This is a genomic window from Pseudomonas lundensis (genome assembly GCF_015377145.2).
Classification (GTDB): domain Bacteria; phylum Pseudomonadota; class Gammaproteobacteria; order Pseudomonadales; family Pseudomonadaceae; genus Aquipseudomonas; species Aquipseudomonas lundensis.
Genome location: NZ_CP062158.2, coordinates 489,276 through 508,078 on the forward strand (window position 1 = coordinate 489,276; position 18,803 = coordinate 508,078).

Here is an 18,803-nt window from a genome sequence, read left to right on the forward strand (position 1 = left end):
CATCAGAACACTAAAAGGAGCCCTTCATGAGCCGCGCCCCGGACACCTGGATTCTCACCGCCGATTGCCCCAGCAGGCTGGGCACGGTCGACGCCGTGACGCGTCACCTGTTTGAACACCAGTGCTATGTCACTGAGCACCATTCCTTCGACGATCAACGTTCCGGCCGGTTCTTTATCCGGGTCGAATTTCGTCAGCCACAAGGTTTTGACGAACCGGCCTTTCGCCGCGGGCTCAGCGAGCGCGGTCAATCCTTCGGCATGGCCTTCGAACTCACCCCGCCGCATTACCGGCCCAAAGTGCTGATCATGGTGTCCAAGTCCGACCACTGCCTGAACGATTTGCTGTATCGCCAGCGCATCGGGCAGTTGTCGATGGACGTGGTGGCCGTGGTCTCCAATCACCCGGACCTGGAGCCGCTGGCGCAGTGGCACGGTATCGCCTATCACCACTTCGCCCTCGACCCCAACGACAAACCCGCGCAAGAGGCGCGGGTCTGGCGCGTGATCGAAGACACCGGTGCCGAACTGGTGATCCTTGCCCGTTACATGCAAGTGCTCTCACCTGAGTTGTGCCGCAAGCTCGATGGCAAGGCGATCAACATTCATCACTCGTTACTGCCCGGCTTCAAAGGCGCCAAGCCGTATCACCAGGCCTACGAGAAAGGCGTGAAACTGGTGGGCGCCACGGCGCACTACATCAACAACGACCTCGACGAAGGGCCGATCATCGCTCAGGGCGTCGAGGTCGTGGACCACAGTTACTACCCCGAAGACTTGATTGCCAGAGGCCGCGACATTGAAGCCCAGACATTGGCCCGGGGTGTGGGTTATCACATAGAGCGGCGCGTTTTCCTAAATGGAGGTCGTACCGTGGTGCTGTGACACGCCAGCGCGCACTAAGCTGCAAGCAGATCGGCGGGCGGCTGGCCGGTCATCCTGCTCCATAACAACAAGGGTGAACTCAATGGCGGACAATCGCGGTGTGGTGTACCTGGGCAACGGCCAGGTTGAAGTGCAGAGCATTCCGTTTCCCAAGATGCAAAACCCTCAAGGCAAGCCCATCCACCACGGGGTGATCTTGCGCGTGGTGTCGACCAATATTTGCGGCTCAGACCAGCACATGGTGCGCGGCCGTACCACGGCGCAAACCGGGCTCGTACTGGGGCACGAAATTACCGGCGAGGTGATCGAGGCCGGGCGTGACGTGGAGCATTTGAAGGTCGGGGATTTGGTATCGGTGCCGTTCAACGTGGCCTGTGGGCGGTGCCGCAGTTGCAAAGAGCAAAACACCGGCGTGTGCCTGACCGTCAACCCGGCCCGTCCCGGCGGTGCTTATGGTTACGTGGACATGGGCGACTGGGTAGGCGGTCAGGCGGAATATGTATTGGTCCCTTATGCGGATTTCAACCTGCTCAAACTCCCGAACCGCGACGCCGCGATGGAGAAAATCCGCGACCTGACTTGCCTCTCTGACATCCTGCCCACCGGTTACCACGGCGCCGTCACGGCGGGCGTTGGCCCCGGCAGCACGGTCTACATTGCGGGCGCCGGGCCGGTGGGGCTTGCGGCGGCGGCGTCCGCGCGTTTGCTGGGCGCCGCCGTGGTGATCGTGGGGGACGTGAACCCGATTCGCTTGGCCCACGCCAAGGCGCAGGGCTTTGAAATTGCCGACCTGTCCAAAGACACCCCGCTGCATGAACAAATCGCTGACTTGCTGGGTGAGCCTGAAGTGGACTGTGCCGTCGATGCCGTGGGCTTTGAAGCCCGAGGCCACGGGCACGACGGCGTGAAACATGAAGCCCCGGCCACGGTGCTGAACTCACTGATGGGCGTGGTGCGGGTGGCGGGCAAAATCGGCATTCCGGGGTTGTACGTGACCGAAGACCCCGGCGCTGTGGATGCCGCCGCCAAAATGGGCAGCCTGAGCATCCGCTTTGGACTGGGCTGGGCCAAATCCCACAGCTTTCATACCGGGCAAACCCCGGTGATGAAATACAACCGCCAATTGATGCAAGCGATCATGTGGGACCGGATCAAAATTGCCGACATTGTCGGGGTCGAAGTCATCAGCCTCGATGAGGCACCTCGCGGCTACGGGGAGTTTGATGCGGGCGTGCCGAAGAAGTTTGTGATTGATCCGCATGGGGTGTTGAAGGGGATTTGATTGAACCCCCCCAGGGCCAGCAACGGTAGCCCTGGGGGTTGATAGACGTTAGGGGATTTAATTGTTCGCCTTTCTTATGGCGTCAGCTTCATTAGCAAGCCTTGCGCGATTGGATATGACGAGCTCTAAATTATCTTTTGCTTTTAAAAATAAATTGAGTGCGTTGTTTTTCTCTCTGTTCCCGATACTCCTTAGGCTTGTATCTATATTTCTTTGGTTGTTTGTATACATCCGGTCGATTGGATTTTGTTCCGTTCCTCTTGCTTTTTTTAGATTGGGTGGGCTCATAAAATTTCTGTCGGATGTTTGGGTGCCAACTTTTGCCAACTTTTTACTGGCTTTTTTAGCTACTATGTTGCCTTGCTTGATGTAGGTCTTGGCGTTACTTATTAACGTGGTTTCAGGTAATGTGCTGGGTGTTGGATTAAGATTGGGCTCGGCAAGTGATGGGTTAATCTTTTTTACTCCTGTCACCGCTGAGACGTATAGTTGGGAGACCTTTTCATTTGATACGTTACCTCGTCCAAATAAGCGTCTTATCCATTGCCATACATGCCCAGTTGGATCTTGCATCATTAAAGGGTTTGTAGGATACGCATACGCATTAATCTCCCCCTCCCCAAACGGGCTCCAACTGTCCGGGCTATTAAAGCGCATTAACACCGGGTTATAAGCCCGATAACCCTGGCCCAACAAATAATGCCCGGTGACGGCTTCCGGGTGCTCGCCATTGAAAGCCAGGAGCCGGGTGACGCCACTTTCTGCCGAGTGATGGCCATAAGGGGTATAGGCATACGCCTGTGTGCCTGCCGCGCTGGCGTGTTGCAGCACCGAGGTTTGCAGGTCGGTGGCCAGCAGGCTAGTGGCCTGCCCTTCTTGCACGGCTAAAGGTTGTGCGTCGAATTCCATGAAGCGGCGGGTGTTGGCCCCTTCAACCTCGGTGGCAATGCGATCGTTTTGATAAAACCGATGCGTGGCGTTGCGGGTGGTCAGGCGGTCCAGTGCGTCGTATTGGTAATTGTCTTGAAGCGTGGCGGGGGACTTTTTCATGCTGAATACCGAATCAGTGGTTGGATACGCTTTGAGCATCCATACGTATTCGGGGGATGTATAGCTGGCAAAAGTGATAGGTATGAGCCACACGGGCGGGCTCAAGTGCTGTAGGCGAGTGTGCTGCTCCCGTTCGGGCGAGCAGCAGACATCCCTTATTGCCCGTGCGGCCACCCCTGTCGGCTGTGGCAGTTATAAACATCGTCTGGGCTATTCGTCGTTCAGCGCTTGCTGGTCGAGGGTGAGGAATGAGTTTGTTTAATGATCGCTAGTGTGAGTTTCTGATTTTCTTGAGAGCTTGAACCGTTATTGTAGGATTGAAGCCTTTTCTTCTAAGTCGGAGCGTTAGTACGCGTGTATATTCCATGTCTAGTTTTTGTCTGTAATATAGGTTATCGCTCTCCAGTCTGCTGATAGAACTTTCAGCCCGTGCCTCAAGCTTCTTCCATTGGGTGTTGTGGTTGTTATAGTATTGGTCGAGTTCTGCTTGTTGCTTTAGTGTTATACCATCATATGCGTAGTTCTTAGTGTAGGGGCCTTTTATCTCGGGTCTGGCGAGCCTCCAGTTGAGTATCTGTCTTGAAGTGATGTTCACTTGCTTTTGATAGTATTTTATTGCTCTATCGTTACCGCTACTAATGTTTTGGGGAAGCTCTGGATGTAGGGGTAACTGTTCTACGCCTTTATTTTCTAACACCTTTATCTCTGCCCAGTTATTTTTATACTGTTCCAATAGTCTGTTGGTTTTGAATTTTGATTTTTCCATGAGGCCCAACGACCTTAACAGCGGTTTAAATGAGAAGTGTCCAGAGGGGTCCACTTCGTCCAGCGGCTTATGACTGTACGCATACGCATTAATCCCCCCCTCCCCAAACGGGCTCCAACTGTCCGGGCTATTAAAGCGCATTAACACCGGGTTATAAGCCCGATAACCTTGACCCAATAAATAATGCCCGGTGACGGCTTCCGGGTGCTCGCCATTGAAAGCCAGTAGCGGGGTGATGCCATCTTCGGCCGGGTGATGGCCATAGGGGGTATAGGCACAGGCCTGTGTGCCCGCTTCGCTGACCTGCTGCAGCACCGAGGTTTGCCGGTCGGTGGCCAACAGGCTAGTGGCCTGCCCTTCTTGCACGGCTAAAGGTTGTGCGTCGAACGCGATGAAGCGGCGGGTGTTGGCCCCTTCAACCTCGGTGGCAATGCGATCGTTTTGATAAAACCGATGCGTGGCGTTGCGGGTGGTCAGGCGGTCCAGTGCGTCGTATTGGTAATTGTCTTGAAGCGTGGGAGGGGCCTTTTTCATGGTCAATACCGAATCAGAGGTTGGATACGATCCAAGCATCCACACGTATTCGGGGGGTGTATAGCTGACAGAAGTGATAGGTCAGCAGCGCCCGTTGCCGGGCACTGCCTGAGTCACGGCCTGTCTTGACTCAGGTTGACACGTGCAAACGCCGGCCCAGTACGTCCAGCAGGTCGCAGCCGTCGCGCAGCAAGATGGCGCAGGCGTGGGTGAGGTGTTTGAGGTCGACGCTGTCAGCGTCGTTGAGTTCGAGCCGGTCAAGGCTTTCGAGCGCCTGGGTCACGGCCAGAATGCGCGCCGCCGCGTTGGCATGCAGCACGTCGGGCGGGCTTTGGGTGTCTATCAGCAGGCTGGGGATCAAGCAGTCGATGGCGGTCAGCGGGATGTAGTGGTTCATGGTCAGTGCTCTTTGTGTGTTTGATAAAACTCCCACCTAGCCGTCGCCAAACGAATAGGTGGCAGCTGCGCGCAGGTTGGCGAACCGGAAACACACCACCGGCAGACCCGAAGGTCTCCCACGCGCAGCTGCCATAAAGCAGCTTTGCGGGTGCAAAAAGTCCTGCAATTAAACAAGAGTTTTCGCATGGTGGTAGTCAGGTCGCCAAACCCGGTCGTCATGAGGACGACCGGCGGACTATAAGCCGCTGGCCCGCAACCGGCAAACCTCAATTGCTGTAGGCCGTGGCGCTTTTGCATTAAGCTTGCCGGCCGTTGGACCGGCGACGGGCGTTGGGAACAACGGCCGGGGCGGCAGGTCTTACACACAGTTTCACTGCTCCGCCGGGAGTGGTCTTTGGCTTTTAAGAGGTGGACGCAATGAAGAAGTTGAACGCCGTAGCACTGGCAACATGGATGACCGTGGCCGCGAGCCCGGTGTTTGCAGGGGGCTTTAGCCTGAACGATGCCGCAGGCATTTTGAATCAGGTTCAGGGCGGCAACAGCGCGAAGTCCGACCAGACCGTTCAGGCCTTGGCCCTGCTGAATAAAGCCCAACAGATGGGTGTTAAGCCTGAGCAGGCAGCCGGTGGCGTGGGCGCGATGTTGAGCCTGGCCAAAAACCAGCTCACCACCAATGATTATGCGGCCTTGACGCAGCAAGTGCCGGGCATCACCAAAGTCACCGGGGCCGGTGCCTTGACCCAACTGCGCCAGTTCAGCGCCAAGAACCCGCAGCTTAAGGACATCGTCGGGCAGAACCCGGTCGGTAAAGATGCCAAAGTGGCGGTGAGCAACGTGACGAATCAGTCGCAGCTCAACAGCGCGTTCGAAGCGCTGGGCATGAACAGCAGCCTGATTCAGGAGTTCGCGCCGTTGATCACTCAGTACTTGGGCCAACAGGGCGTAGCCAGCCCGCTGTTGACCACGTTGAGTACGCTGTGGGGCGCTTAAAGGTCAGTTGCGCTCGGCACGCAAGGTGCTGATGCGCTGGTCCTTCTTGATCCAGAGCTGGTTGACCCAGCTCTGGACAACCTCACGAAACACCGGGTCGTTTTCGTAATCTCCCTGCCACAACGCCGGGTCCAGCTCACGGGTCTGGATGTCGACAATCACTTTGGGCACCTGCCCGCTGATCAACTCCCAAAACCCCGGAATCCTGGCCTGCGGGTACACCACGGTCACGTCGAGTACGGCATCCAGTTGTTCACCCATCGCCGCCAGCACAAACGCCACGCCGCCCGCCTTGGGCTTGAGCAGGTAGGTGTAGGGCGAGTGTTGCAGCGCGCTTTTGGCCGGGGTGAAGCGCGTGCCTTCCAGGTAGTTGACCACCGTCACTGGCTGGCGCTTGAACAATTCGCAGGCGGCGCGGGTGATTTTCAGGTCTTGCCCTTTGACCTCGGGGTGCTTGGCCAGGAACGCTTTGGAATAGCGCTTCATGAACGGGTAATCGAGCGCCCACCAGGCCAGCCCGAGAAACGGCACCCAGATCAGTTCCTTCTTTAAAAAGAATTTGAAGAACGGCGTGCGGCGATTCAGGCCCTGCATCAACGCCGGGATGTCGACCCACGATTGGTGATTGCTGATGACCAGATAAGAGGTGTCGCGGCTCAAGCCCTCGGCGCCGCGGATGTCCCATTGCGTTGGCAGGCACAGGGCGAAAATGCGCTTGTCGATGTCGGACCACGTTTCAGCGATCCACATGACCGCCCGCGAGTTGTAATCGCGCAGACGCCCCGGCGAGATCAGCTTGAGCAGGGCAAACAGCATCAGCGGACCAAATAAAACCAGGGTGTTGCACAGCAGCAAAAACGTGACCAAACAGCCGGTGAGCAGGCGGCGCATAAGCGACTCTTGACGATGTGAGGGTCGCCAATGATAAGCAGCACGTCACAGAACGCCAAACGGGAGTGTGGACAAATGTTTCACAGGCGATGAACTAGGCTGCGCGCACACCCGAACACGTGCCGCCCAAACGCGCTGCGTGCGATCGCCAGCGACCACGCCCAACGACCGGTTGCCCTTTGCCCGCGGGAACCTAGGCGCAAACCGGGGTCTAACCCGCAACCTCTACAGGAAACTGCCACCATGAAATCCGTTTTCGTTTTGTTGTCCGTTCTGGCTTTGCCGGTGATGGCGGCCGAGCCCACGCTGTACGGGCGTTATGAATACATCAAGCTCCCGGAAATCGGTGAAACCTTGCAGGCCAAGATGGACACGGGCGCGCTGACGGCGTCGTTGTCGGCCAAGAACATCGAAACCTTCACCCGCGATGGCGAGCCCTGGGTGCGTTTCCAGCTCGCGACCAAAGGCGCGAGCGACAAGGTGTACGAGCACAAAGTGGCGCGCATCAGCAAAATCAAAAACCGCGCCGATGAAGACGACGACAAGGAAGAGCCCGCGAGCGCCAAGCGCCCGGTGGTTGACCTTGAAATGTGCCTGGGTAGTGTCAAGCGCACCGTGGAGGTCAACCTGACCGACCGCAGCAGTTTCAACTACCCGCTGTTGATCGGCGCCAAGGCACTCAGGGAATTTGGCGCGGCGGTCAACCCGGCCCGTCGCTACACGGCCGATAAGCCGGACTGTTAAACCGATGTCGAGCATTACTGGCGAATGCTCGACGCTAGGCCCTCTGTTTTAACGGTGGGATTGTCAGGCGAAGGTCGGATATTTAGGGTCAATTTTCGTTCTTTTTTTGATTTTTTAGCGGTGAGCTGAAGAACGATTTCTCTTTTTCTATCTAAATTATTGGACTCGACAAACTCAACCAGTAGTGGTTTGTTTTTCCTGATAAACGTATGAAGTTTTAAATTTTGTTTTTGGCTTCGCGGAAAAATCCTCAGGTCTTTTGTCAGTTCAAGTTGGCTTTTATCAATCCTGGTGGTGAAAGATGTCACTGCTTCGTTCTCTGGAATAGCATCCAGGCTGTTGGCAAATGCCCACGTGCGGGGCGGTTTCTTTGCTAAACCATCCGTAATAATCGTAAACGCCCGGCTCAGCATCAGTGCGCTGATATTACCGTCGGGATCGATACGGTTTATAGGGTCGCCCAAGCAATACGCATACGCATTAATCCCGCCTTTGCCAAACGGGCTCCAACGGTCGGGGCTGTTAAAGCGCATCAATATCGGGTTAAACGCCCGGTAGCCGCTGCCCAGCAAGTAATGCCCAGTCAGCGGGTCCGGGCGTTCACCATTAAAGCCGGGCACCCTGTGTGTGCCGGGCGTTAAGGGCTGATGCCCATATGGTGTAAAAGTCACTGATGCCTGTTGGCTGTGGTTCAGAACCGACAGTGTTGAACGTTTAGTGTCCCCGGCGATCAGTGACGTCGTGAGTCCCTCACCCTGATGGACTCTATAAGCCAGTACCGCCTCTTCACACTCAAAGACTTGCGCACGGGTATCGCCTCTGATTTCAGTGGCCACACGTTCACGACAATAAAACAGGTGAGTGGCTGGGTCTTCAGCAGTGCCGGTACTCACATGACGGTCTAGCGGGTCAAAGGCGTACTGGTGCAGTTGCAGGGGCTTTTGCGCTGACATGGCATTTACCGTATTGCTTGCTCAATGAACAGGCAGTGTTAGCGGCTAAATGCCGTGAGCGGTACTGATAGAACGGCTAGGTTTGTGTGCCGTTGGTCGCCAAGCGATAGGGGTAGCGCACCGGTCAACGCTTAAGCAACCCGCGCACGCTGAGCCACACCGGTATGCCCAGGCCGATCCAGCTCAGGACATCCCACGCGCCGTCGTCCAGCAATGCGCTGAACAGGCCCATGGCGCTGAGCAGGCCGATGGTCAGCGGGATGGAGAAGACTTTCCAGAAACTCGACTGACGCGGTTTCATCGCGTGTGCTCCTTCGCGGCGGTGCGTCGTACCCACCATAAATACAGGCCGCTGCCGAGCACGATGACGGTCAACACGTCGAGCGCTGCCCAGAGGATTTTCATCGGCATGCCGCCGTAGTCACCGAAGTGCAAAGGCTGGGACATGCCCATGGCGTCCATGTACCACGGTCGCGTGCCCACGGCCGTTACCTGCAGGGTGCTGGCGTCGATCAACACCGGCGTGAGCAAGTGTGAGGTCAGGTGCGTGCTGCCTTTCATGAACACCGCGTAATGGTGCTCGCTGGAAAAACGCGTGCCGGGGAAGGCGATGAAGTCCGGGCGCATGCCGGGGGCGGCGGAGGCAGCGATGTCCAGCAGGTGCGTGGCCGGGGCCAGTTGGGTCAACGGGGGTGCGTTGCGGTAGGGCTCGACCATGGCCGTGAGGCTGTCGGTGCGCCATGCGGCAATGATCAAGTCGGCGCACGCGCTGATCACGCCCGTGACGCCGACCACCAAGGCCCAGGTCAGCGTCACGACGCCAATCAGGTTGTGCAGGTCGAGCCAGCGCAGGCGTGTGGATTTGTCAGTGCGTACGGTGGCGAAGGTGTGTCGGCGCATGAACGGCAGGTACAACACCGCGCCCGAGACAATCGCCAGCACGAACAGAATGCCCATGAAGGCCAGCAACAGCTTGCCCGGCAGCCCGGCGAACATGTCCACGTGCAGGCGCAACATCACCATCATCAGGCCGCCATTGGCCGACGGCATTTCCAGGGCTTCGCCGGTACGGGCGTCGAGCATGAACGTGTGCGAGGCATTAGGCTCGGTGCCCGCCGTGGGGGCCATGATGGCGATCACCGCGTTGGGTTCGTCGTCTTCACTGCCGAAGTACTGCATGACCTCGCCGGGCCGGTGTGCCTCGGCGGCCTTGACCAGTTGTTGCAGGTTCAGGCGCGGGGTATCGGCGGGCATTTCCCGAAGCTGCGGGCTGTCGCCCAGCAGGTGATCGATTTCATGATGAAAAATCAGCGGCAAACCGGTCAGCGCCAGCAACAGCAAAAACGCGGTGCAAATCAGGCTGGTCCACGTGTGGATAAAGGACCAGCGACGGATGGTTTTGCTTTTCATGACATTCCAAAAATGACGCAGGCTGCGAGGGGCCGCCTGGCGGCCCGTTTATCGAGACTTCAGCCCGGTGAGGGCGGGCGGGGTGATTAGAACTCCAACTGCGCCGAGAACTGTACAGTACGCGGATCACCCAGGTAGTGGCTGTTGAGCCAGTAGTCTTTGTTGGCCAGGTTGCTGACGTTCATGCGCAAGGTCAGGTCGTTCTGCGACACCTTCATGCGGTAGCGCGCACCGGCGTCAAACGTGGTGAACGAGGGCAATTGGTAGTCATTGGCTTCGTCGGTGTATTGCTTGCCGGTGTAGAACGCACCACCGGTCAGCGCCAGGCCGGGCACCGCGTTGATGTCGTATTCGGCGTAGACCTTGGCCAGTTGTTTGGCCACATCGACCGGGGCATTGCCGTCGTTGGACTTGACGTTGGCGTCTTTGATTTTCGGGTCCAGCAGGGTGAAACCGCCGACCACGGTCAGTTCGGGCGTGACCTTACCCGTCACGCTGAACTCCAGGCCGTTGTTCACCTGTTTGCCGCTTTCGCTGTAGACCCTATCGCCGTTGGTGAAGCCGTTAGGCTTTTCAATGTTGAACAGCGCAAGGGTGAGCAAGGTTTCGCCCACGGTCGCTTTGGCGCCCACTTCGTATTGTTTGCTGACTTGCGGCGCGAAGATTTCGCCTCGGTTTATGGCTTCATTCGGCGCTGTTCCGCCCGCCTGTAACCCTTCGATGTACGTGGCGTAGGTGGTCAGCCAGGGCACGGGTTTGTAGATCAACGAAACACTGGGTGAGGTTTTACTTTCGTTGTAACTCGTTTCAGTCTCAGGTGTTCCGAAAGCCTTGGCGTAGACGAACTCGTTAGCGTAGGTCTTGATCTGAGTGTGGGTCACACCGAGGATGCTCGACCATTGATCGTTGAAGGTGATGATGTCGCCGATCAGGAAATTGTTTGCTTCGCTAGTGTTGGCCAGACGTTGGTTGCCGTGTCCGATTGAATAGCTAGGTTTACCGACTTGCTGACTTGTTCCGAACGGTAAATTTCCTGGTCCTACATCATCGTATTGGGGGCCTGGATAAGGAATGTGATCCTCGTACATGCGCACGCGCGAGTTGTTGCCCTGATAGCCGAGGGTCATCTGGTGGCCGATAGCGCCCGTGTTGAAGGCGGCGTCGAGGAACAGATACCCGGAGTTTTCCTGATGCTCGATGGGCGCAAATGCGTACAGCGGCTGGGTGTAAACACCGGCGCTGGACACGGTCGGCCCGGTGTAGGTGTTTTCTTCGGTGAATGTTTGCGCGGCGAAGGCGGCTCGCAGGGTGAAGGTGTCGTTCAAGCGCCATTTGGCGCGAACGCCGCCCTTGTCGGTTTCGTTGTCCGAGAACGACCAGCGCTGGCTGTACAGTTTGTCGTTATCCAGCACTGAAGCCCGAGGGCGCAGCGCTTGGTCGCTGAAGTACCAATAACTGGTCAACCCGCGCACTTGGGTTTTTTTGTGCGAGGCGTCGAACTGGATTTGCAGGTCGTCGCTGACGTTCCAGTCGACCGCCAGGCTGATCAGTTCGCGGCGGCGTTTCTGCATGTCGATGGCGGTTTCGCCATCTTGAGTGAGCAGGTTCAAGCGATAGGCAAACTGGCCTTCGTCGTCGAGCTTGCCGCCAAAATCGCCGTGCAGGTAATAGTTATCCCCGCCCGCATTGCCCAGCGTCACGCTGCGGTACGTCTGGTAGGTGGGGCGCTTGAGCACGTAGTTGACCAGACCGCCGGGTGACGCAGGCCCATACAGAAACCCGGTGAGGCCGGTGACGACTTCCAGTTGTTCGGTTTCTTCGAGGAAGTTACCGGCGTCGGCCAGGGTCGAAAACCGCAGGCCGTCGTTGGCAATGCTCAAGTTGCCCGGTGCGCTAAACCCCCGAATGTTCACCGCGCTGGCGTATCCCGCGCCCGTGGGGGAAAACACCTGGGTGAAGGGGTTACGTTTAAACACGTCATCCAGTGAGGTGGCCTGCGTGTTTTTCAGAAAGGCCTGTGAGGTCACGCTCATCGAGTAGGGCGCGTCTTGCAGTTTCATCCCGCCCAGCGCGCCGACATTGTTGACGTTTTCACTGACATAGCCCGCCGCCTCGGAGCCTTCGGCCGCGGCGGTGGCGTTGATGTTCACATCACCCAGCGTCAGGGCGCCTGTTTCGATGGGCAGCAGGGTGTAGGTGCCGCTGCCACTTTGTTGCAACTGCAAACCGCTGCCTTGTAACGCCTCGCGCAGTGCGGTGGTCGGCTCGAACTGGCCGTTGACCGGCGCCGAGGTTTTGCCTGCCAGCAAGGACGAGTCGATGGCCAGCGTGATCCCCGCCTGACTGGCGATCTGGTTCAGGGTCGAGGCCAGTGGGCCGGCGGGCAGGTTATAGCTGCGGGCGGTTGTGCTGTGTTCGGCGGCCATCAGCACGCTGCTGGTCAACGGGACGCTGAACGCAATGGCGACGGCTAGCAGGCTGGGGCGCAACAACGTGTCGAGGGTACGGGACATTCGGCAGATTCCTGAATGGAAATGTTTCTCAATGCCTGTATGCCGAACGAGTCTGGAAAAGTGATAGGGCTAAGCGAAATAAATGTGCAGGGGGGTCGTGCGCAGCCGCAAACGCTGGCGCAGGCAGTACAGCACCTGCGCCAGCGGATGTGCCTATGGTTTAAGCGCGAGGTCGGCCCGCAGGTCAAGGGCGTTTTGGGTCAGAGGCGCATAGGTCCGCGCACCGGGCAGGATTTTGCTGACGCAGCGAGCCATGTAGCCGTTGCCGCCCAAATCGATGAATAACGGATTGTGGATGGCACGGCTCAGGACGCTCAGGGTGTTGGGCAGGTGGCAGGGTTTGATCGTGTTGTCGGTCATCCCTTCGACCAAGTCATCCTGCGGGGTGTAGGCCCGTTGTTGCACGGTGGAGTAGAGCGTGAGTTTGAGCGGCACTTGGGGAATGCCGGGCATGGTGCGCAACGCAGCCTGTTTGATGGCTAAGTGCTGCGGATGGTGGGCGGCATAGCCGATGTTGAGCTCGCGCGGGGGCGGCACGCCCGCCGGGGTGGCGTCGATCATGGCTTGCAACGCGTCATGGGGGCCGCTGACCACGGTGTGGGTCGGTGAGTTGACGGTGGCCAGCATCAGCTGCGGGTGGTTGATTTCACGCAGCACGGCGCGGGTCTGCTCTTCGCTGGCGCTGACCAGCAGCATGTCGCCTTGATCCAGCACCGCGCGGTACGCGTCGTTCAACGCACACGCCGTTCGGGCGCCATTGATGATCGTTATGTTGCCTGCACATTCGCGGGCGGCGATTTCACCGAAGCTCTCCCCGAGCGCGGCATCCGGTTCAATCCCTGCGCGGCGCAACACTTGGCTCACGGCCACGGCGCTGGTGTAGAGGCCCAGTTGCTTGAGCCCGTAAGGCAGCGCCGTGCCGGTGTCCGGGGTGAGCAACAGCGTGCGCACCATGCCGGGAGCAAGGGCGTGGCCCTGTTGCTGGCGTTCTTCGACCACGCTGTCGACGGCTGTCAGCACGTCGTCGATGGTGTGTCGGATGTCCTCACTCAGGCCATATAACGCTTGCAAGCTCCCTTGTGGGCTCCCGCCTTGGCCGGGGTACAAAAAGACGATGGGTCGACTGCTGATTTCAGGTAATAGCGGCATGGATCCTTCCTCGGCTATTGAACGTTAGCGCTGCGAATACACAGCGCGCACGAGCTTAGCCGCAGAGGCGAAACCTGCTCTAACGCGTGGCCTTGGGGCGATAGCCGGTAGCCGTTACCCGATCACCGGGCTTCCGGTTTGCCGCTGACCGTGACCCACCACGGGGTGCGTTGGGTGATTTGCACCGGCAGGGTCGGCAGCAGTGCGTTGAGTGCCAGTTCAATGTTGTTTAACGGGAAGCTGCCGGTGATGCGCAGGTCAGCGACGTCCGGGTCAACCCCCAGGTGGCCGCGCCGGTAGCGGTTGAGCTCGCTGACCATGTCGCTCAGGCGCACGTTGTCGAGCACCAGCATGCCGCGGGTCCAGGCGTCTGCGCCGGGGTTGAGCGCCAGCCGCTGGCCCAGACCGTCGCGGTGCATCACCACTTGCTGGCCTTCGGCGTAGACTGTTTCGTCGGCGCTGTGTTCGGGGTGCGCAGCCACTCGCGATTGCAGGACGCTGAGGCGGGTGCCGTCGTCTTCGCGCTTGACCATAAACCGGGTGCCCAGGGCGCGCAGGCTGCCGTCGCGGGTTTTGACGATAAACGGGCGGGCGTCGTTGTGGCCGGTTTGCACCATGATTTCACCCTCGTACAGCACGATCAGGCGCGTGGTTTCGTCAAACCGCACGTCCACCGCGCTGTGGGTGTTGAGGTTGAGCCGGGTGCCGTCGGCGAGTGTGACCACGCGTTGCTCGCCCGTGGCGGTGCGTTGATCGGCCATCCAGTAATCAATCGGCAGGTGGTTTTTGCCCACCAGTAAGGTCAACCCGACCACCAGCGCAAGGCTGGCCAGCCCGCTGCCGATTTTGCGCATCCGGTGGTGGGCGCTGTCACGGGCCTTGAGCAAGGCATTGCGCGCCGGGACGCTGGCGGTGCTGAAACGGTGGTCGAGCATGCCCAACTGCAGCCATGCGCGGGCGTGTTCTTCACTGGCGGCGTACCACTTGGCGAATTCGGCCTGTTCAACCTCACTGCCGTTGCCGCAGTCCAGGCATAACTGCCAGGCAATGGCGGCGTCGAGCACGCGAGCGGACACCGGTTTGCTGTTGGCCTGGCTCATGTCGGTTCGCCATACAGCGCGATGTAGCACTGGCGAATGCCTTGGGCCAGGTACTGGCGCACCCTGGGCACCGATACGCCCAGGCGCTCAGCGATGTCGGCGTGGGTCAGGCCGTCGAGGCGGCTGTACAAGAAGGCCGCGCGGGACTTGCTCGACAGCTTGCCCAGCAAGCGATCAATGGCCTTGAGGTCTTCGAGGATCAATTGCTGTTCTTCAGGCGAAGGCTGCTCGGCTTCGGGAATCAGCATCAATTCGTTGAGGTAGGCCTGTTCCAGTGCGGCGCGCCGGAAGTAATCGAACAGCAGGCCTTTGGCGATGGCCGCCAAAAAGGCGCGCGGTTCGCGGGGGGCTTGCAATTGGGGTCGGCCCAGCAGGCGCACAAAGGTGTCCTGGCTCAAGTCTTCAGCCCGCTGCGGGCAGGCGACATTGCGCCGCAACCACGCCAGCAGCCAGCTGCGATGGTCGCGATAAAGCGATCCAACCAGCTCACTGTGGGGATTTTGGACTGACGACAAAGGCATCACCGAATGCAAGTTTTAACTAACGATAATTATTCGCGATTGTGTCAGAGCCAAAAGCCATGCGCAATTGACGCTCATCGGATGAACGCCCTCACGCTGACCTTCGCGCAACGGGAAAGAAGAGAGGCGGCGTCAGTGCAAGCGCCCCCGACATCAGGCTGGGGAAGGGGGGTTAGAAGCTGTGCATCTGCTTGCGCCGCTGCCACTGATTGAGCCGCTGTTGCAGGGCCAAGGGGCTGTCGAGGTGTTGAGCGCGGGCGCGGCTGAACAGGATCAGCGCCAGCTCGGCGGTGGCCAGTGCATCGGCACTGGCGTTATGACGGTCTTCAACCTGCAAGTTGAAGTGCCGAACCCAGTGGTCCAGCCCCGCATCCCGCATGTCGGCGTGCGGGCACAACAGGGGCGCCAGGGCCGCCACGTCCATGAACGGGTGCTGCAAGCGATAACCCAGGCTGTCTTTCAAGGCCCGCCCCAGCATGTGCTGGTCAAACGGGGCATGGAATGCCAGCAGCGGGCTGTCGCCCACAAACGTCATGAAGTCGAGCAAGGCATCAGCGGGGTCGCACCCGGCGGCAATCGCCTCGGGGCCCAGGCCATGCAGTAACACGCTGGGGTTCAGCGGGTTGTGGGTGCGCAGCAAGGTGCGCTCAAACGCTTGGCCCAGATCAATTGCGCCATCCTCAATCACCATGGCGCCAATCGACAGCACTTGGTCGCGATTGAGGTTCAGCCCGCTGGTCTCCAGATCCACCACCACCCAACGCTGGCTGCGCAATGACGCCTCACCCAGCCCCGGCGCGGGCGGCAGTTGCAGCAGGCGCTGTTGCTGTTCAAGGCTCAAGACCGGGGTCTTGCGTGGCAGCAACCAGGAAAACAGGCTCATAGCTGATACCGCAGCGCCAGACTGCTTTGCAGACGCTGGGCCTGACGCAGCGCTTCGCGCAGGATGCGTCGGTCAAGCTGGTTGAGGTTGTCCGGGTCGACCCGGTTGGAGTACGGGCGGTTTTCCCGCGTTTGCAATTGGTGCTGTTGCATGCGCGTTTGCTGAATGAAGTGATACGCCTCTTCGTAGGCCGCGCCGTCCAGTGTTTCGATCACGCCAAGCGTCACCAGCTGGCGCAAACGCTCCAGCGTATTAATGGCCTCGACGCCATGGGCCAGCGCCAGTAGTCGGGCACCGTCCACAAAGGGCGTCAGGCCCTGCACTTTCAGGTCGAGGGTGGCTTTGTCGCTGCCTTTGCGCTCCAGCACAAATTCGCGGAAGCGCCCCACGGGCGGGCGATGGCGCAAGGCGTTGTCGGCCATCATGCGCTGGAACAGGCGATTGTCAGCCACCTGCTCAAGGATGCCGCGCCGCAGTTGCCGGCAGCCGCTTTCGTCGCCCCACACCACGCGCAGGTCGAAATAGATGCTCGATGCCAGCAGGTTTTCGGGCGTGGCTTCGCGGATAAACGCGGCGAAGCGGCGCGCCCATTCGGCTCGGGATAAACACAGGTCGGGGTTGCCAGCCATGATGTTGCCTTTGCACAGGGTAAAACCGCAGGCCGCCAGGTGCGTGTTGATGAGCTGGGCGATGGGCAGCAAGCGCTGACGTATCTCGGCCGCCTGCGCCGCATCGGTCGCTTCGAACAGGATGCCGTTGTCCTGATCGGTGTGCAGTGTCTGCTCCCGTCGCCCTTCGCTGCCGAAGCACAGCCAGGTAAAGGGCACGCCGGGGTCGCCTTTTTCGGCCAGCACCAGCTCGATGACGCGGCACACGGTGTGGTCGTTGAGCAGGGTGATGATGTGGGTGATTTGGGTCGATGACGCACCGTGGGCCAGCATGCGCTCCACCAGTTGACCGATTTCGCCGCGCAGGTTGATCAGGTTGTCCAGTCGCGGGGCATGGCGAATGGTGCGCGCCAGGTGCACCAGGTCGACCCGTTGCAGGGAGAACAGGTCGCGTTCGGACACCACGCCGCACAAGCGGTGTTCCTTGACCAGGCACACGTGGGCAATGTGGCGTTCGGTCATGGCGATGGCGGCATCGAACGCGCTGTGGTCGGGGGACAAGTAGAACGGGCCGGGCGTCATGTGCTGTTCGATGGCTTGCTCAAAATCCTGCGTGCCGTCGGCCACCACTTGGCGCAAATCGCGCAGGGTGAAAATCCCCAGCGGCGCTTTGTCCTCGTCCACCACCACGATGCTGCCCACCTGTTGTTCGTGCATCAGCCGCACGGCTTCGCGCAGGGCCGTGCCGGGCAGGCAGGTCACCGGATGGCGCATGGCCAGTTCGCCCAGGCGGGTGTTGAGCGAGTATTGCGTGCCGAGGGTTTCGACGGCCTTTTGCTGAACTTGCTGATTGACCTTGTCGAGCAGGCTGCTGACCCCGCGCAGGGCGAAGTCACGGAACTCTTCGGACAGGGCGAATAACTTGATAAACGCAGGCTTGTTTAATTGAAGACAAAACGTGTCTTCGGCCGCGCGATGTTCGGTGCGCGTGGCGCGCTCGCCCAGCAACGCGGCGAGGGGGAAACATTCGCCGGCCGTGATTTCAAACGTGGTCTCGGCCTCTTGACGCCCCACATGGGTACGTTCGCCCACCACGCGACCCTGCTTGACGATGTAGAAGTGTTCGACCGGGCCATCGGCGGGTCGAATGATGCTTTCACCGGGGCCATAGAAGCGCAGTTGGCACTGCTCGACCAGAAACGCCAGGTGAGTGTTTTCCATTTGGTTGAAGGGCGGGAATCGCTGCAAAAACTGCATGGTGCCGTGAATGTTTTGCAACACCGCGGTTTTTCCTGCCTGGAGAAACGCATCCGATTTACTCATTGACCGTTACCGCACGTCTGACCGTTGTTGTTATGGCGGGGTCGTGCCCCCTGTCGTCTTGATGCGCTTCATGCTCGGTTGTCTGCGCCCACGTGCCCATTGGACGTAAGTCTATGGCAGGCCTTACAGGGGTAATGGCCTATTGATATTTTTGAATCACCTCACAGAAAACAGGTCCGTTTATTGTGTTGCAAGACTTGGAAATGCAGCTTTGCGAGTGCACATTGGGCGTAGAGCTTAGGGAAAGCTGACTGCACCGGTGGGATATTTGACTCAACCACGCCGTTTGAGAACCGTATGACCGAACACGACATCTTGAGTGACGCCGAGCGGGAGGCCCTGAGTGAGGTGATGAAAGCGCCTGCTCCGGTACAGCCTGTGCAGTGTGTATTGATTGTCGAAGACGATCAGTTTGCACGCGATCTGCTCAGTGAATTGCTGCAGATGCATGGCATCCCCTCCATCAAGGCGGCCAGTGCCCGACAAGCCATTCGCGCGTTGATGACGGAAAAAACCATTGGCTTGATCCTCACCGATTTACGCATGCCCGAGCGCGACGGTTTGCACCTGATTCGCAAGGTGCGCAGTTCGCAATGGGCCAATTTGCCGGTGATCATCATGTCGGGCGATGCCGAGGTGCGCGACACCATCGCCGCGATGCATTTGAGCGTGGTGGATTTTCTGCTCAAACCCATTGATACCGATCAGTTGCTCAAACTGATCAAGCGCGAGTTGCGCATCGAATGAACGCCCACAAAAACCCCGGCACGTGGCCGGGGTTTTTGATGACGCGCCGTTAACGC

18 protein-coding genes are annotated in these 18,803 nt (G+C 59.0%); 5 read left to right on the forward strand and 13 right to left on the reverse strand.

The genetic code is table 11. The features are described 5' to 3' along the window. Positions 1-26: 26 nt before the first annotated feature. The gene (gene purU, locus IF654_RS02580; RefSeq protein WP_047278116.1) at positions 27-884 is read left to right on the forward strand and encodes a formyltetrahydrofolate deformylase; all 858 of its coding nucleotides are present in this window, start codon (positions 27-29) and stop codon (positions 882-884) included. Positions 885-966: 82 nt separating this feature from the next. Then, positions 967-2,166 carry a formaldehyde dehydrogenase, glutathione-independent gene (fdhA, locus tag IF654_RS02585; RefSeq protein WP_194862789.1) on the forward strand — a complete coding sequence of 400 codons (1,200 nt, stop codon included), beginning with the start codon at positions 967-969 and terminating at the stop codon, positions 2,164-2,166. Positions 2,167-2,223: 57 nt separating this feature from the next. Here the strand turns inward: fdhA and IF654_RS02590 are convergent, their stop codons facing one another. The 3 genes from IF654_RS02590 to IF654_RS02600 all read right to left on the reverse strand — a co-directional run bounded on the left by IF654_RS02590 (position 2,224) and on the right by IF654_RS02600 (position 4,913). After that, entirely contained in the window at positions 2,224-3,216 is a 993-nt protein-coding gene (locus IF654_RS02590) for an RHS repeat-associated core domain-containing protein (RefSeq protein WP_194862788.1), read from the reverse strand. A gap of 268 nt (positions 3,217-3,484) precedes the next feature. Beyond that, a complete protein-coding gene (locus IF654_RS02595) occupies positions 3,485-4,516 on the reverse strand; it encodes an RHS repeat-associated core domain-containing protein (protein WP_194862787.1) in 1,032 nt (343 codons plus the stop codon). A 130-nt stretch (positions 4,517-4,646) separates the two neighbouring features. Continuing rightward, positions 4,647-4,913 carry a short-chain dehydrogenase gene (locus IF654_RS02600; RefSeq protein WP_095009933.1) on the reverse strand — a complete coding sequence of 89 codons (267 nt, stop codon included), beginning with the start codon at positions 4,911-4,913 and terminating at the stop codon, positions 4,647-4,649. A 419-nt stretch (positions 4,914-5,332) separates the two neighbouring features. Here IF654_RS02600 and IF654_RS02605 point away from each other — a divergent pair, with 419 nt between their 5' ends. Further along, a complete protein-coding gene (locus tag IF654_RS02605; protein ID WP_194862786.1) occupies positions 5,333-5,905 on the forward strand; it encodes a DUF2780 domain-containing protein in 573 nt (190 codons plus the stop codon). 3 nt (positions 5,906-5,908) lie between these two features. On the opposite strand, the gene IF654_RS02610 is transcribed toward IF654_RS02605, so the two are convergent. Beyond that, positions 5,909-6,796, reverse strand: a complete 888-nt coding sequence (locus IF654_RS02610) for an acyltransferase (protein WP_194862785.1) — start codon at positions 6,794-6,796, stop codon at positions 5,909-5,911. A gap of 243 nt (positions 6,797-7,039) precedes the next feature. Here IF654_RS02610 and rloA2 point away from each other — a divergent pair, with 243 nt between their 5' ends. Continuing rightward, positions 7,040-7,540 (forward strand): retropepsin-like aspartic peptidase RloA2, encoded by a 501-nt coding sequence (gene rloA2 / locus IF654_RS02615; RefSeq protein ID WP_047278107.1) that lies wholly within the window; start codon positions 7,040-7,042, stop codon positions 7,538-7,540. Positions 7,541-7,554: 14 nt separating this feature from the next. On the opposite strand, the gene IF654_RS02620 is transcribed toward rloA2, so the two are convergent. The 9 genes from IF654_RS02620 to IF654_RS02660 form a co-directional block, all read right to left on the reverse strand. After that, positions 7,555-8,493, reverse strand: coding sequence for an RHS repeat-associated core domain-containing protein (locus tag IF654_RS02620; protein WP_194862784.1), 939 nt, complete (start codon positions 8,491-8,493; stop codon positions 7,555-7,557). 124 nt (positions 8,494-8,617) lie between these two features. Then, positions 8,618-8,794, reverse strand: a complete 177-nt coding sequence (locus IF654_RS02625; protein WP_194862783.1) for a hypothetical protein — start codon at positions 8,792-8,794, stop codon at positions 8,618-8,620. Then, positions 8,791-9,903, reverse strand: coding sequence for a PepSY-associated TM helix domain-containing protein (locus IF654_RS02630; RefSeq protein ID WP_047278105.1), 1,113 nt, complete (start codon positions 9,901-9,903; stop codon positions 8,791-8,793). The genes IF654_RS02625 and IF654_RS02630 overlap by 4 nt, the downstream gene beginning before the upstream one ends. Positions 9,904-9,989: 86 nt before the next feature. Then, positions 9,990-12,416 (reverse strand): TonB-dependent receptor, encoded by a 2,427-nt coding sequence (locus IF654_RS02635; RefSeq protein WP_194862782.1) that lies wholly within the window; start codon positions 12,414-12,416, stop codon positions 9,990-9,992. A 153-nt stretch (positions 12,417-12,569) separates the two neighbouring features. Further along, positions 12,570-13,565 carry an acyltransferase domain-containing protein gene (locus tag IF654_RS02640; RefSeq protein ID WP_194862781.1) on the reverse strand — a complete coding sequence of 332 codons (996 nt, stop codon included), beginning with the start codon at positions 13,563-13,565 and terminating at the stop codon, positions 12,570-12,572. Positions 13,566-13,687: 122 nt separating this feature from the next. Continuing rightward, positions 13,688-14,665: a FecR family protein gene (locus tag IF654_RS02645; RefSeq protein ID WP_094988175.1), complete on the reverse strand. Its 978-nt coding sequence runs from the start codon at positions 14,663-14,665 to the stop codon at positions 13,688-13,690. Further along, positions 14,662-15,186 carry an RNA polymerase sigma factor gene (locus tag IF654_RS02650; protein ID WP_162493712.1) on the reverse strand — a complete coding sequence of 175 codons (525 nt, stop codon included), beginning with the start codon at positions 15,184-15,186 and terminating at the stop codon, positions 14,662-14,664. The genes IF654_RS02645 and IF654_RS02650 overlap by 4 nt, the downstream gene beginning before the upstream one ends. Positions 15,187-15,358: 172 nt before the next feature. Next, entirely contained in the window at positions 15,359-16,069 is a 711-nt protein-coding gene (locus IF654_RS02655) for a 3'-5' exonuclease (protein ID WP_047279348.1), read from the reverse strand. Beyond that, complete coding sequence (locus IF654_RS02660; protein WP_094988174.1) at positions 16,066-18,000, reverse strand: putative nucleotidyltransferase substrate binding domain-containing protein; 1,935 nt, start codon at positions 17,998-18,000, stop codon at positions 16,066-16,068. The genes IF654_RS02655 and IF654_RS02660 overlap by 4 nt, the downstream gene beginning before the upstream one ends. Positions 18,001-18,297: 297 nt before the next feature. Between IF654_RS02660 and IF654_RS02665 the strand changes: the two genes are divergently transcribed. Next, positions 18,298-18,747: a response regulator gene (locus IF654_RS02665; RefSeq protein WP_047278095.1), complete on the forward strand. Its 450-nt coding sequence runs from the start codon at positions 18,298-18,300 to the stop codon at positions 18,745-18,747. The last annotated feature ends 56 nt before the right edge of the window (positions 18,748-18,803 follow it).